The sequence below is a fragment of the Parahoeflea alexandrii genome (assembly GCF_024105735.1).
Classification (GTDB): Bacteria; Pseudomonadota; Alphaproteobacteria; order Rhizobiales; family Rhizobiaceae; genus Hoeflea; species Hoeflea alexandrii.
On sequence record NZ_JAAAML010000003.1, the window covers coordinates 696,193 to 708,487 of the forward strand.

Genomic DNA, 12,295 nt, shown 5'->3' on the forward strand with positions numbered 1-12,295 from the left:
CTCTCTTCAATTCAGGATCCGGAACCGGTCAGGCCGGCGCGGACGTTTCTTGTTGCTTGTGTTGCTGCGGTCGAGCCCGAAGCCCAGCATCGCACCAACGATTGCGCCAGCCCCTTCCAAAGGTGCCAACGCTGCGTGCTTATAGGCGAGGGGTAAATCAGCGTCAAGCGGGCGTTCTTGGCGTGAGCCAAAAAATACCTTTCAAAAACAAGTGGTTATGAATGAGGTATTTAAATACCGTACAAATTCCGCTTGTTCCGGCTCAGTTTCGCGGCGGAATGGAGTATGTCGCTGTCGCGTGCGCCACCAGTTCACCGCTGGAATCGCGGATGGAGATGTCGGTGACGACCAGCCGTTTGCCCAGTTTCAGGATCATCGCGGTGGCGTCGAGCGGCCCGGGCTGGGGCTTCATCAGGAAGTTGATGTTGAGATTGGTGGTGACTGCCAGCGCCACGCGGCCGATATGCGCCAGGATCACAGCATAGGCCGCGAGGTCGGAGAGCATGAACATGGTCGGGCCGCTCACGGTTCCGCCGGGGCGCAGATGCTTGTCGTCGGCATGAAGCCGCACCAGCGCCGTTCCGGGCGAGACTGCCCTAACCGAGATATCGTCCCCGTTCGCCTTGATTTGCGGAAACACTTCATCGAGATAGGCCGAAACCTCGGGAGCGGACATCACGGGCGTGGCCGGTGTTGGCATGGGGCATTTTCCTGTTTTATCAGTGTATAGGTAGACTGTCGCAAGGCACTGGGCATGTGGCGGTCGCATTCATGATGAACCTTCGCCTTCGGCCTCAACCCTCACGCCAGATTCGATTTACTTCTCCCACCGTTGCGGAAACGAAGCGTCCGGTCAACGCGGTGCCGTGGGGTTCACGCCGCGATGCTGCCGCGCTAGACTTAAGCCTGAACAGAAAAGGGTCTCTCGCATGAACGTCGTTGAACTGAAACAGGAAGCACCAGCCGGCCTGGTCAAGGTGTCAAGACACGGCAGCGTGCTGCGGCTGGAGATGAACAATCCGCCGGCCAACGCCCTGTCGATCGCCATGATGGAAGCCCTCAAGGATGAATTCGACGCCGCACGCGAGGACAAGTCGGTTCGTGTGGTCATTCTCGCCTCGGCGACGCCCGGAAAACTGTTTTGCGCCGGTCACGATCTCAAGGAGCTGACCGTTCACCGCGCCGACGAGGACCGGGGCAGGGCGTTTTTCGCCCGCACCATGAAGCTTTGCGCCGAGGTGATGCAGACCATCGTGCATCTGCCGGTGCCGGTGATTGCCGAGGTCGATGGTCTGGCCACGGCCGCCGGATGCCAGCTTGTGGCTTCGTGTGACCTGGCCATGTGCACCGACACCTCGACCTTCTGCACGCCGGGCGTCAATATCGGGCTGTTTTGCTCGACGCCGATGGTGGCGCTCTCCCGCAACGTGCACCGCAAGCAGGCCATGGAAATGCTGCTCACCGGCGAAACCATCGACGCCTCCACCGCCCGCGAGTTTGGGCTGATCAACCGCATCATGCCGCGCCAGTACCTCAACCAGGTGGTGATGAAATACGCCGAGGTCATTGCCTCCAAGTCGCCACTGACGGTGAAGATCGGCAAGGAAGCCTTCTACCGCCAGGCCGAGATGACCCTGAGCGACGCCTATGAATACACTGCCGGCGTCATGGTCGAGAACATGATGGCCCGCGATGCCGAGGAAGGCATCGGTGCCTTCATCGCCAAGCGCAAGCCCGAATGGACCGGGGAGTAGTCCTGCTGCAATGATCCGGACCAATGGACTTGACGGAAGCCCGGCAAGCTGATTTGTTCTCTGTATGTTCCTTTTTGCTGGAAGCGCCCGCCGGATAGCGTCGGTGGCCGCGGGAGTGTGATATGAAGACCTTTGAACCGCGTATCTCCATGATCACGCTTGGCGTCGCCGACGTGGCGGCAGCGACCGCGTTTTACCAGCGGCTGGGCTTCAGGCGGTCATCGGCCTCAAATGACAACGTGACCTTCTTTCACATGAGAGGCACGGTGCTGGGCCTGTTCGGCCGCGATGCGCTTGCCGCCGATGCGGCGGTCGAACCGACTGTGCCGCAGGGTTTCGAGGGCGTGGCGCTTGCCCATAATCTCGGTTCTCGCAACGAGGTGGACGCAGCCTGGGACTTTGCGGTTGAATGCGGCGCGCGGCCGGTGAAAAAGCCGCACGAGGTGTTCTGGGGTGGTTACTCCGGCTATTTTGCCGATCCCGACGGCCATCTTTGGGAACTCGCGCACAACCCCTTCATGCAACTCGATGAGAATGGCCACATGACGCTGCCCGAATAGGGCAGGGACATGGACCCATCACCAGCACTATCGTCATTCTTCACGCCGGTCTGGCTGCCCGAAGGCGCTACTGCGACAGCCGCAGCAGCGGGCGGAAATTGAGCAGCCCGTCATCATCGTCCGCTGCATGCGGATCACAGCGGATCACCCGGCACGAATTGGTGTCCCGCGCCGGTACCCTGGCCCAGACACCAACCGACGGGCTCTCGCACATCAACGACGAACTGACATAACGGTCATAGATCGGCAGGCCGCGCTTCGACGTGTAGCGCAGGATCGCGGCACCCTCCCGGATAAGCGTCGCGCGGATGGCGTTGCAGTCGGTCTTCGTGGTTTCGACTCGGCTGATGGCCTGCGCCGGTGCAGTCCCGACCGCGAGGGTCGCCGCAAGTACCGCAGCAATCGGCAGGATCGTCCGGGCGGATATGATTGTCTGTCTCATGGGGCTCTCCAAAGCGGGCGTGTAGCATCACCATACAGCCAATTGTGGCGCGTATCGGGACAAAAGGTGACGCCGCCTATGCTTGACGCAATTGATGCCTGTTGCGACAACCGCTGCTCCAGGAACCCGGAACAGAGATGATGAATCACGACAGCTACGAGAACGCCTACATCTCCGGCATCCTGCAATCGGTGAAGACCATCGCGGTGGTCGGCGCTTCAGCCAACGATGTCCGCCCGAGCTTCTTCGTGATGAAATACATGCTCGACAAGGGCTATAGCGTTGTTCCGGTCAATCCGGGGCAGGCGGGCAAACCGATCCTCGGCCAGATGACCTATGCACGGCTCAGCGATATTCCCGAGCCAATTGACATGGTCGATGTCTTCCGCGCTTCCGATTCCGTGCCCGGGATTGTGGATGAAACCCTCAGCCTTGGTCCCCTCCCGAAGGTCATCTGGATGCAGCTGACCGTGCGCCATGACGAAGCCGCCGCCCGTGCTGAAGCAGCAGGCCTCAAGGTGGTGATGAATCGCTGCCCCAAGATCGAATATGCGCGGCTGTCCGGCGAGATCGGCTGGAATGGCGTCAACTCGGGCATGATTTCCTCGCGCAAGCCGGTGATGCGGTCTGGCTACCAGAGCTACGGCCTCAGGGGCAAACCGGGCGATGGGAGCAACTGATCCGACCCTGCAAAGTCCGGCACTAGGCCTGTTTGCCGATCTGATGCCACAGTTCGAGCGCAAGGAATGCCTGGGCAGACTCCATATGAGTGTCTGCCTGTTCAAGATTTGCCCGGAAGGTCATCATGGTCCGTCTCTTCAAGCTGGTGCGCACCACCGCCTTTCTCGCCGTGCTCTGCGTTTCGCTCGCCACCACGGCGGTCAGTCTCGGCGTCTGGGCCGTGTCGCTGACGGCGCAGGTGACGACGATGACCGCGAGCGCTGCCGTGGCCGCCATCGCCAACCGCAAGGCCATCGCCGCGGCCGTGCTCAGAACCAAGGCCAAGGCGCGGCTCCGGCGGGCCTTGGTGGTGGTGCCGGTGGCGGGCATCGCCGCGGCCATTGCGTTTGAGCGCGAGGACTATCTCGAATGGAAACAGGACAATCCCGATGGTGATCTTGAGACCTATGGCTGCGAGGTGAGCGCGGTGTCGGCGGAGGTTGTCGATGATGTGCTGCAGGATCTTCCCGAACAGGTGCGCCCCTCGCGCGACTGGCTGCTCTCGCGCCTGCCCGAATGTGCCACACCTGACGTGGAGAGATGAGAGGTAGCCCCGGGCCGGGTGCTCCGCTCACTCATCCTTTCGCGGACAGTAGCTCTTGCAGCATGTTTTTCCCGAAATGATGCTGAAATAACGCGACAGGCGTGTCTCTGGCTGGTTGCGCGCAAAATTCTTCTTTGACCAGCGCGCGGACATGCGGGATAAACGCCGCGACACCCAACACGGGCCGCAACTGGCCCTACAGGGCACAAGGGGAGAGGTCCATGTCGAACAATCAGCCAGGTTTCAACACGCTAGCCATTCATGCCGGAGCGCAACCCGATCCGGCAACCGGCGCGCGCGCCACGCCGATCTACCAGACCACCAGTTTCGTCTTCGATGATGCCGATCATGCAGCCTCGCTGTTTGGCCTCAAGGCCTTCGGCAACATCTACACCCGCATCATGAACCCGACCCAGGCCGTGCTCGAAGAGCGCATCGCGGCGCTTGAGGGCGGCACTGCCGCGCTTGCCGTGGCTTCGGGCCATGCCGCGCAGCTTCTGGTGTTCCACACCATCATGAGCCCGGGCGACAATTTCATCGCCGCAAACCGGCTTTACGGCGGCTCGATCAACCAGTTCGGCCAGTCCTTCAAGTCCTTCGACTGGCATGTCCGCTGGGCCGATCCCGCCGACATGGCCAGCATCGAGGCGCAGATCGACGATCGCACCAAGGCGATCTTCATCGAGAGCCTTGCCAACCCGGGCGGCACCTTCGTCGATATCAATGCCATTGCCGAAGTCGCCCGCAAGCACGGCCTGCCGCTGATCGTCGACAATACCATGGCCTCTCCCTACCTGATTCAGCCGATCGAACATGGTGCCGACATTGTCGTTCACTCGCTGACCAAGTTCATCGGCGGCCACGGCAACTCGATGGGCGGCGTCATCGTCGATGGCGGTTCCTTCGACTGGTCGAAGTCTGGCAAGTATCCGATGCTCTCCGAACCGCGTCCGGAATATGGCGGCATGGTCCTGCATGAAACCTTCGGCAATTTCGCCTTCGCGATTGCCTGCCGGGTGCTGGGCCTTCGCGACTTCGGTCCGGCCATCTCGCCGTTCAACGCCTTCATGATCCTGACTGGCATCGAGACGCTTGCGCTTCGCATGCAACGTCACTCGGACAACGCGCTTGAGGTCGCCAACTGGCTGGCCAAGCACGACAAGGTCGCCTGGGTCTCCTATGCCGGTCGGTCCGAGCATGAGAACCATGCCCTGCAGCAGCGCTACTCGCCCAAGGGCGGCGGCGCGGTCTTCACCTTCGGGTTGAAGGGCGGCTATGATTCCGGCGTCAAGTTCGTGGAAGGCCTCGAGATGTTCTCGCATCTAGCCAATATCGGCGACACCCGCTCGCTGGTCATCCATCCGGCCTCGACCACCCACCGCCAGCTCACGCCCGAGCAGCAGGTTGCCGCCGGCGCCGGGCCCGACGTGGTCCGCCTCTCGGTCGGCATCGAGGACGTCAAGGACATCATCGCCGATCTGGAGCAGGCGCTCGCCAAGGCCTGATCACCGATGTGAAGTCTGAATCTGAACGGCCCGGAACCATGTTCCGGGCCGTTTCTGTTAATTCCGTTGTCGCGCCGATGGGTGACAGCGGCTGGACTAGGTTTCACACCCGGACGGAACGCACCGGGGCCACCGCGCCTGATGGTTCTACATTTCCTGGCTCACCTGACCATAGGACAATACCGCGAAAAGCCCTGTTCCGCCGATGACGTTTCCTACAAGGACAGGCAGAATATGGTGGGTGAAAGCCGTCAGGATACCAATCTCGCCAATCGCCACGAGGCTGAAGATTTCGTTGGACCCGGCGATGACATGGGTGAATTCTCCTGCTGCAATGAGCCAGGTAAAGAGGATGATCACAATCACTTCGGAACCTTTTGCCGATGGCAGCATCCAGACCAGCGCGGCGATGAAGAAGCCTGCAGGAATCCCGCGCAGCAGCGCGTCCGCCGGCGGTATCTCGGCCACATGACGCGAGATCTCCAGAACCGATGACAGGATCTTGTCATCCAGAATCCCGCTGTGAACGGCCAGAAATGCAGTGAAGAACGTCCCAACCATGTTGGCCGCAAACACGATCCCCCACAAACGCGAGGTGTAGTAGAACTTGGAACGGGTGGGACTGGTCAGCACAGGCAGCACGACGGTGAGTGTGTTTTCAGTAAACAGCTGAAGCCTGCACATGATCACCAGGACAAAGCCGATCGAATAGCCGAAGCTCTCGATTATCGTCAGGTAGGGAAGGTCAGGTGCCAGATTGGCCCTGAGCGTGGCTTCTGCCAGAACTGAAGTCGAAATCCCGATGCCTGCCGCGACACCTGACCACCACAGCGATGTCTTCGGACGGTGAAGCTCCTCTTCACCTTCGCGCAGTATGATGGAGTAAACCGTAAGGGCGGACAGCCGGCCATGTTCAGCCACCGATTCACGTTCGTCACGGGTGAGTGACCTTTCTGATTCCGTCGGTGTCTGCTCTCGCGTCTCCCGCTCTTCCAGCTGGTCGTGGGATTGCTTGTCCGCGTCGCTGGTGCTTGAGGAGGCACCTGTTTTCGGCAACCGATTTTCATTCTCCTTGATCATGGAACTCTCCTGTTGCCTCACATTTTCAATGGCTTCTCAGATCGAATTCGCTGACAGCGCAGTGCTCCAGCCATTTCCTCCCAAACATCCAATCTAGGGCAGGCGAGAGAATAAGCACGCCCGGCTCGGATATGAGTGATCGACATTGAGGCCGGATGGATGACGTTTTCGGGTCTGCGCCTTGCCAATCCCCGGGACATCAATTCAAACCGCAATTGATCTCAGACAAGTCGCGCAAGGACCTGACACGCTAGTCTTTGGTGAAAATCACTCAGTGGAGGCCCCCCGTGTTACGCAACCATCTGCACATTCTTTTTACTGCCGCGATAACTATGGTCATGGCGTCTGCGGCATGCGCCCAGTCCGCCAATCCCGCCTGGCTTGATCAGCTCTCCGAACAGCTGGCGGTCGAAAAGGATTGCGCCGTCGAGTATTTTCTCAACATGAAGGAAGGCGAGCTTGCCGGCCGGCTGACGTTCGAGGCCCGCGCTCAATGCGCCGATGGCCGTCAGTTCGACGGTTCGCTGACCGAGCCGGCCGAGGATTTTACCATCAGTGAATGCGGCGTTCAGGTCTGCTGAGCAGCATCTCTGCCGAGAGACCGGGTCATGTCTTCCGTTAGCCAGGCCATCCGGTCGCAGAACCACAGCTTGAACATCGAGGCGAGCATAGCGCCCAGGAATGCCGCCCATGGATCGAGAACCCACAGGCCGTAGGCGAGCGGCAGCAGCGACAGGCCGGAAAGCACCGACAGAACCAGCGCCGAGCGGGCGTGGTGCGTGGGAATGGGCGTGGTCTTGCGCGCCAGCCAGAAGCGTTCACCGAGCACGGCTTTCGATGCCCAGTCGTTGAGATGAGGCGGCGGCGGAAAGGCGCGCGGATTGAAAAAGGTCCACGCTATCAGCCCGGCGACAGGCACAAGACACCACCAGCCGATCCAGACGCGCGACCAGATGGCGAGCGTCAGCAGCAAAAGGATCGGAACCCGGGTCCAGAAACTCAGGGGATTGGCATGGCGTGCCCAGGTGGCATCGTCCATCGCCATCGTGCTTTCGATTGCCTTGTCGATCCTCATGGGCTCAATATAGAAGGCAAACGCCCTCTTTGCGAGATCAAATGACCATGTCGAGTACCGCCTTTCTTGCCGTCACCGAAACCGTCGAACCCGAGGTCTCACGGCCCGATGCCGAGAAAGTCCTCTCCGGTGATCCGGTGCACACCACCTGGAACCTCGAAGAGCGCGACGGGCTCTATTCCGGCATCTGGCAATCAACCCCGGGAAAATGGCGGATCTCCTACGACGAGTGGGAGTATTGCCGGATCCTTGAGGGTGTTTCGGTCATATCCGAGGATGGCGGTGCGGCTGTCACGGTCAAAGCGGGCAACAGTTTTATCCTCAGGCCCGGCTTCAGGGGAAGCTGGGAAGTCGTTGAAACGACTCGCAAAGACTATGTGATCAGGGTGTAGGCCGTCAGCGTGAGCGCAGATCCTTCAGATCCATCACCGGGCAAGAGGATACTCCTCCTTGGAGCCACCGGAACGATCGGTCGTGCAACGGTGCGTGCGCTTGTCGAGGAGGGCCACGAAGTGGTCTGTTTTGTCCGACAGCAGCCTGCAGGAGGGACCGCGACAACGCTGCCGCCCGGTGATGGGTTTCCCGGGGGCGTAGCGGTCCGCCATGGCAGCGTTTCAAATCCCGAGAGCCTTTTGAGGGACGGCATTCGCGGCGAGAGATTTGATGCGCTTGTCTCCTGCATGGCATCACGCACCGGGGCACCCCGCGACGCCTGGGCTGTCGATTACCAGGCACATTCCGATGCGCTCAAGGTCGTCGGTGAGGCAGGGATTGGGCAGATGGTGCTGCTCTCGGCGATCTGCGTCCAGAAGCCGCTTCTGGAATTCCAGAAAGCCAAGCTCGCCTTTGAGCAGGAACTGATGGCATCAGGCCTGACCCATTCAATCGTCCGGCCGACCGCCTTCTTCAAATCGCTTTCGGGGCAGATTGACCGGGTCCGCAAGGGCCAGCCGTTTTTGTTGTTCGGAAACGGCGAACTGACCGCCTGCAAGCCGATCAGCGATCGTGATCTGGGCGCTTTCATCGCAAGCTGTGTCACCGATGAGAGCCGTTGGAACAGGATCTTGCCGGTTGGCGGCCCCGGCCCGGCCATCACCCCGCGCGAGCAGGGGGAAAAGCTGTTTGCCCTGCTGGACAGGACGCCGAAATACAGGCGAGTCCCGGTCGCCATGATGGATGTGATCATCGCCGCGCTCGATGCCGCTGGCAGGCTCTTGCCGCGCCTGCGGGACAAGGCTGAACTGGCGCGGATCGGCCGCTATTACGCAACCGAATCCATGCTCGTGCTCGATCCCGAAACCGGCCGCTACGACGAAAACCTCACCCCTTCCCATGGTTCAGACACGCTGTTCGAATTCTATGAACAGGTGATCCGGGGAAAGGCCCGCGTCGAGCGTGGCGAACACGCCGTGTTCTGAGCCGGCAGCAGCTAGCGGACGACCAGGCTTTCGAGCCCGTGGAAATGATAGCTGTCGCGGTACCGAGGCGGGGTCTCGATCTTCATCTCAGGCATCCGCTCAAACAGCACCGACAGCGATTCCTGCAATTCGAGCCGGGCAAGCGGCGCGCCGATGCAGAAATGCAGGCCCGCGCCAAAACTCACATTTTTCTGGTCCGGCCGGCCAGGCCTGAAATCATGCGGCGCGTCGAAGGCGGACAGATCCCGGTTGGCAGCGCCGAGCAGCAGGGCAACCTGCTCTCCCGGCTTGAGCGTCACCGGGCCGAGATCGACCTCCTCATAGGCGTAGCGGGTGAACATGTGCAGCGGCGCATCGAAGCGCAGCGCTTCCTCGATGGTCGCCGCGGCCAGCTCGGGCGTTGCGAAGAACCGGCGCGGGTCGCCACCCTGGTCCAGGATCGTCTTCACCGCATTGCCGGTCTGATGCACGGTGGCCTCGTGACCGGCATTGAGCAGCAGCACGCAGGTGGAAATCAGCTCCGCGTCCGAAAGTTTCTCGCCGGTGTCACGCACCGCGATCAGCGCCGAAAGCAGGTCGTCGGCGCCATTGTGCCGGTGGTCTTCGATATGGGCTGTCAGGAACGCACCGAATTCCGATGAGGCGCGATTTGCCCGCTCCTCGGTCTCGCGCGAGCGCTGCGGCACATACATCTCGCACATGGCGTGCGACCAGCTCAGGAGATCCTGGCCGCGTTCGACCGGCACGCCAAGCAACTCGCAGATCACCGTCAAGGGGATCGGCGTCGCAAAGGCGGGCAGCAGGTCGACTGCCTGGCCCGCTGGAAGGGCATCGACCAGCGCGTTGGCAAGCAGGCTGATCCTCGGCCTCAGCCGCTCCACCGAACGCGAGACGAAAGCGCGGTTGACCAGCGTCCTCAGCCGCGTATGGGCAGGAGGCTCGCGCTCGAGCAGAGAGCCGCTTTCGATCCGGTCAAAATCGGTGAGATGTTCGCGGCCCTCGACCGGGTTGAGCGGCGCGCCCCAGCGGTTTTCGCGGCCGAGCCGCCGGTCGCGCAGCAGCGCATTGACCTGATCATAGGCGGCCACGCACCACATGCCGTACTCCTCCCAGAAGAAGACGGGCCCCGCGCGGTGCATCGCGGCGTAGAACTGGTAGGGGTTCTGAACGAAGTCGGGGTTCTTGGGGTCTTGTGAGACGGAAAGTTCAGCTATGGTCATGATGCACGCATTAGCGTGGATCGGAAGCCGGCAAAATCCGGAATCTTGCCGGGCAACAGTTTTTCTCGACTATGGCTCTCAACTGCCGTGACCTTGCTGCGGCCTTCGCTGTCACGTTGCGGCGGCAGGCGGATCAGTTGCAGCGGCGTTTGCCCGAGACCTGAACCCATCCGGCGGATGCGGGCCGGACTTCGACCGTGCGGGCAACAGTCTTGACCACCGGTGGCACGTGCCGGGCAACAGTGCGCGCCGGTTCGATGACTACCGTACGGGTGCGGTGCGCGTAACGTGCCGGGATCCGCTGATGCACGGTCTGTGCCGGCTGGACCACCACCGTGTGGGCCCGCGTGGCATATTGTGCCGGATGCACCACCTTGCACAGCGTCTTCTTGCCATGCACGTGGCGCCACTCCCAACCGACGGACTTGGCGCGAACCATCACGGTCTGGTGCACGGTCTTAGTCACGGCGGGAATATGACGCGCCACCACCCGTTCAGGCTCGATCAGCACCTTCTCGGTCACCTGGCCGTAGCGGGCCGGGATCGTTTCGTGGACAACGCCGCCGGGCCTGACCACCACCTGTTGATGGATGGTCTTGTAGACTGCGGGCTGGTGAACCTGCTGGTAGCAGGCAAGCGCCTTGCCACCGGCGGCTGCCGGCGAGGCGATCGACATTGCCAGGACGACTGCGGCAACGCCGCGACGGACATGCAAGAACTCAGACATGATACACGCTCCCTTGTTGCGGCAGCGGCATTCTGTGTGCCTTCTCCGCGACTTGAGAGAGGACTTTGACTCACTCTTGCACGCAAGGAAAGCAAAACATTAACGAGTGTTAACCCGAAGTCATCCCGGACGAGGAAAACTCACATGGCGATCTGAGGTTCAAGCAGCCATGGCGCACGACCTCTGGACTATGGTTCGCATTTCGAACGACTGTTTGGAGAAGGGGCAGGCAACGGTCCGAAAACATCCGGCAGAGGGACGGAATTTGCACCGCGATCGAGACAATTGCAAAACCGTAACCTGACCTTAACACCGTTGGTGAACAACATCCCTGAGCCGTTTCGCAGCCTTGCGTCTTGAAGCGGCGGGGGGGCACACTCTATGTAGTGGGTTCAATGAGACTGATTCTGGGCAGGCCGCGCCGTCTGCCGGGCCGTTTGACAAGGGAAGCGCAATGAAAAACACAGTTGATAACGCCATGGCCCTGGTGCCCATGGTCGTTGAGCAGACAAACCGCGGCGAACGGTCATACGACATCTATTCGCGGCTGCTCAAGGAGCGCATCATCTTCATCACCGGCCCGGTTGAAGATCACATGGCGACGCTCGTCTGCGCCCAGCTTCTGTTTCTCGAAGCCGAGAACCCGAAGAAGGAAATCGCCATCTACATCAATTCGCCCGGTGGCGTCGTCACCGCCGGCATGGCGATCTACGATACCATGCAGTTCATCCGGCCCGCGGTGTCGACCCTGTGCGTCGGACAGGCGGCATCCATGGGATCGCTGCTGTTGGCTGCCGGTGAGAAGGGCATGCGCTTTGCCACGCCCAACGCCCGCATCATGGTGCATCAGCCGTCCGGTGGGTTCCAGGGGCAGGCCTCCGACATTGAACGCCATGCGCAGGACATCATCAAGATGAAGCGCCGTCTCAATGACATTTATGTCACCCACACCGGTCAGGACTACGAAACGGTCGAGAAGACTCTCGATCGTGATCACTTCATGACGGCGGATGAAGCGCTCGGCTTCGGTCTTATCGACCGGGTTATCGACAAGCGCGAATACATCGAAACTGACTCCTAAGGACGGGATAAGGGCTTTTTGTTCCACTCAAGCGTCGATTTCCGGTGCGATGCGCTTCCCCTGCAACACGTTTTCGTGTCTCCGGGGTGGCGCAGGCGTCAGAGCGCGCTAGTATGAACGTTAAGTCTATGTTCAATTTCTCTGGCGTAGCATTGCCAGATTGACGGGG

15 protein-coding genes are annotated in these 12,295 nt (G+C 60.8%); 9 read left to right on the plus strand and 6 right to left on the minus strand.

Annotated elements, in window-relative coordinates:
- Nucleotides 1–262 precede the first annotated feature (262 nt).
- Nucleotides 263–700, minus strand: a complete 438-nt coding sequence (locus tag GTW23_RS18355; RefSeq protein WP_252916849.1) for a PaaI family thioesterase — start codon at nucleotides 698–700, stop codon at nucleotides 263–265.
- A 229-nt stretch (nucleotides 701–929) separates the two neighbouring features.
- Between GTW23_RS18355 and GTW23_RS18360 the strand changes: the two genes are divergently transcribed.
- Both GTW23_RS18360 and GTW23_RS18365 read left to right on the plus strand, forming a co-directional pair.
- Nucleotides 930–1,754, plus strand: coding sequence for an enoyl-CoA hydratase (locus GTW23_RS18360; RefSeq protein WP_252916850.1), 825 nt, complete (start codon nucleotides 930–932; stop codon nucleotides 1,752–1,754).
- Nucleotides 1,755–1,876: 122 nt separating this feature from the next.
- On the plus strand, nucleotides 1,877–2,314 hold the full coding sequence (locus tag GTW23_RS18365; RefSeq protein ID WP_252916851.1) for a VOC family protein: 438 nt from the start codon (nucleotides 1,877–1,879) through the stop codon (nucleotides 2,312–2,314).
- Nucleotides 2,315–2,381: 67 nt separating this feature from the next.
- Here the strand turns inward: GTW23_RS18365 and GTW23_RS18370 are convergent, their stop codons facing one another.
- Nucleotides 2,382–2,756 carry a hypothetical protein gene (locus GTW23_RS18370; RefSeq protein WP_193217276.1) on the minus strand — a complete coding sequence of 125 codons (375 nt, stop codon included), beginning with the start codon at nucleotides 2,754–2,756 and terminating at the stop codon, nucleotides 2,382–2,384.
- A 140-nt stretch (nucleotides 2,757–2,896) separates the two neighbouring features.
- On the opposite strand from GTW23_RS18370, the gene GTW23_RS18375 reads away from it, so the two are divergent.
- From GTW23_RS18375 to GTW23_RS18385, 3 genes are all read left to right on the plus strand, one after another.
- Nucleotides 2,897–3,436, plus strand: coding sequence for a CoA-binding protein (locus GTW23_RS18375; RefSeq protein WP_252917002.1), 540 nt, complete (start codon nucleotides 2,897–2,899; stop codon nucleotides 3,434–3,436).
- A gap of 125 nt (nucleotides 3,437–3,561) precedes the next feature.
- Nucleotides 3,562–4,020, plus strand: a complete 459-nt coding sequence (locus tag GTW23_RS18380; protein ID WP_252916852.1) for a hypothetical protein — start codon at nucleotides 3,562–3,564, stop codon at nucleotides 4,018–4,020.
- Between the two features lie 221 nt (nucleotides 4,021–4,241).
- Nucleotides 4,242–5,525, plus strand: a complete 1,284-nt coding sequence (locus GTW23_RS18385) for an O-acetylhomoserine aminocarboxypropyltransferase (RefSeq protein ID WP_252916853.1) — start codon at nucleotides 4,242–4,244, stop codon at nucleotides 5,523–5,525.
- A gap of 147 nt (nucleotides 5,526–5,672) precedes the next feature.
- On the opposite strand, the gene GTW23_RS18390 is transcribed toward GTW23_RS18385, so the two are convergent.
- On the minus strand, nucleotides 5,673–6,605 hold the full coding sequence (locus GTW23_RS18390; RefSeq protein ID WP_252916854.1) for a formate/nitrite transporter family protein: 933 nt from the start codon (nucleotides 6,603–6,605) through the stop codon (nucleotides 5,673–5,675).
- A gap of 338 nt (nucleotides 6,606–6,943) precedes the next feature.
- Here GTW23_RS18390 and GTW23_RS18395 point away from each other — a divergent pair, with 338 nt between their 5' ends.
- The gene (locus GTW23_RS18395; protein WP_252916855.1) at nucleotides 6,944–7,186 is read left to right on the plus strand and encodes a hypothetical protein; all 243 of its coding nucleotides are present in this window, start codon (nucleotides 6,944–6,946) and stop codon (nucleotides 7,184–7,186) included.
- Here the strand turns inward: GTW23_RS18395 and GTW23_RS18400 are convergent.
- Entirely contained in the window at nucleotides 7,174–7,680 is a 507-nt protein-coding gene (locus tag GTW23_RS18400; protein WP_252916856.1) for a DUF6653 family protein, read from the minus strand. The two genes, GTW23_RS18395 and GTW23_RS18400, sit on opposite strands and share 13 nt — an antisense overlap.
- A 47-nt stretch (nucleotides 7,681–7,727) precedes the next feature.
- Between GTW23_RS18400 and GTW23_RS18405 the strand changes: the two genes are divergently transcribed.
- Nucleotides 7,728–8,072, plus strand: a complete 345-nt coding sequence (locus GTW23_RS18405) for a cupin domain-containing protein (protein WP_382264344.1) — start codon at nucleotides 7,728–7,730, stop codon at nucleotides 8,070–8,072.
- A 9-nt stretch (nucleotides 8,073–8,081) separates the two neighbouring features.
- The gene (locus GTW23_RS18410; RefSeq protein ID WP_252916857.1) at nucleotides 8,082–9,098 is read left to right on the plus strand and encodes an NAD(P)H-binding protein; all 1,017 of its coding nucleotides are present in this window, start codon (nucleotides 8,082–8,084) and stop codon (nucleotides 9,096–9,098) included.
- A gap of 11 nt (nucleotides 9,099–9,109) precedes the next feature.
- Here GTW23_RS18410 and GTW23_RS18415 read toward each other — a convergent pair whose 3' ends face one another.
- Nucleotides 9,110–10,318: a cytochrome P450 gene (locus GTW23_RS18415; RefSeq protein ID WP_252916858.1), complete on the minus strand. Its 1,209-nt coding sequence runs from the start codon at nucleotides 10,316–10,318 to the stop codon at nucleotides 9,110–9,112.
- Between the two features lie 133 nt (nucleotides 10,319–10,451).
- Nucleotides 10,452–11,045, minus strand: coding sequence for a hypothetical protein (locus tag GTW23_RS18420; protein ID WP_152009166.1), 594 nt, complete (start codon nucleotides 11,043–11,045; stop codon nucleotides 10,452–10,454).
- Nucleotides 11,046–11,499: 454 nt separating this feature from the next.
- On the opposite strand from GTW23_RS18420, the gene clpP reads away from it, so the two are divergent.
- The gene (gene clpP, locus GTW23_RS18425) at nucleotides 11,500–12,126 is read left to right on the plus strand and encodes an ATP-dependent Clp endopeptidase proteolytic subunit ClpP (RefSeq protein WP_152009165.1); all 627 of its coding nucleotides are present in this window, start codon (nucleotides 11,500–11,502) and stop codon (nucleotides 12,124–12,126) included.
- The last annotated feature ends 169 nt before the right edge of the window (nucleotides 12,127–12,295 follow it).

Bases quoted from the DNA above. Each gene is read 5' to 3' on its own strand.
- GTW23_RS18355 (WP_252916849.1), bottom strand. From the start codon at position 700: ATGCCAACACCGGCCACGCCCGTGATGTCCGCTCCCGAGGTTTCGGCC.
- GTW23_RS18360 (WP_252916850.1), top strand. From the start codon at position 930: ATGAACGTCGTTGAACTGAAACAGGAAGCACCAGCCGGCCTGGTCAAG.
- GTW23_RS18365 (WP_252916851.1), top strand. From the start codon at position 1,877: ATGAAGACCTTTGAACCGCGTATCTCCATGATCACGCTTGGCGTCGCC.
- GTW23_RS18370 (WP_193217276.1), bottom strand. From the start codon at position 2,756: ATGAGACAGACAATCATATCCGCCCGGACGATCCTGCCGATTGCTGCG.
- GTW23_RS18375 (WP_252917002.1), top strand. From the start codon at position 2,897: ATGAATCACGACAGCTACGAGAACGCCTACATCTCCGGCATCCTGCAA.
- GTW23_RS18380 (WP_252916852.1), top strand. From the start codon at position 3,562: ATGGTCCGTCTCTTCAAGCTGGTGCGCACCACCGCCTTTCTCGCCGTG.
- GTW23_RS18385 (WP_252916853.1), top strand. From the start codon at position 4,242: ATGTCGAACAATCAGCCAGGTTTCAACACGCTAGCCATTCATGCCGGA.
- GTW23_RS18390 (WP_252916854.1), bottom strand. From the start codon at position 6,605: ATGATCAAGGAGAATGAAAATCGGTTGCCGAAAACAGGTGCCTCCTCA.
- GTW23_RS18395 (WP_252916855.1), top strand. From the start codon at position 6,944: ATGGCGTCTGCGGCATGCGCCCAGTCCGCCAATCCCGCCTGGCTTGAT.
- GTW23_RS18400 (WP_252916856.1), bottom strand. From the start codon at position 7,680: ATGAGGATCGACAAGGCAATCGAAAGCACGATGGCGATGGACGATGCC.
- GTW23_RS18405 (WP_382264344.1), top strand. From the start codon at position 7,728: ATGTCGAGTACCGCCTTTCTTGCCGTCACCGAAACCGTCGAACCCGAG.
- GTW23_RS18415 (WP_252916858.1), bottom strand. From the start codon at position 10,318: ATGACCATAGCTGAACTTTCCGTCTCACAAGACCCCAAGAACCCCGAC.
- GTW23_RS18420 (WP_152009166.1), bottom strand. From the start codon at position 11,045: ATGTCTGAGTTCTTGCATGTCCGTCGCGGCGTTGCCGCAGTCGTCCTG.
- clpP (WP_152009165.1), top strand. From the start codon at position 11,500: ATGAAAAACACAGTTGATAACGCCATGGCCCTGGTGCCCATGGTCGTT.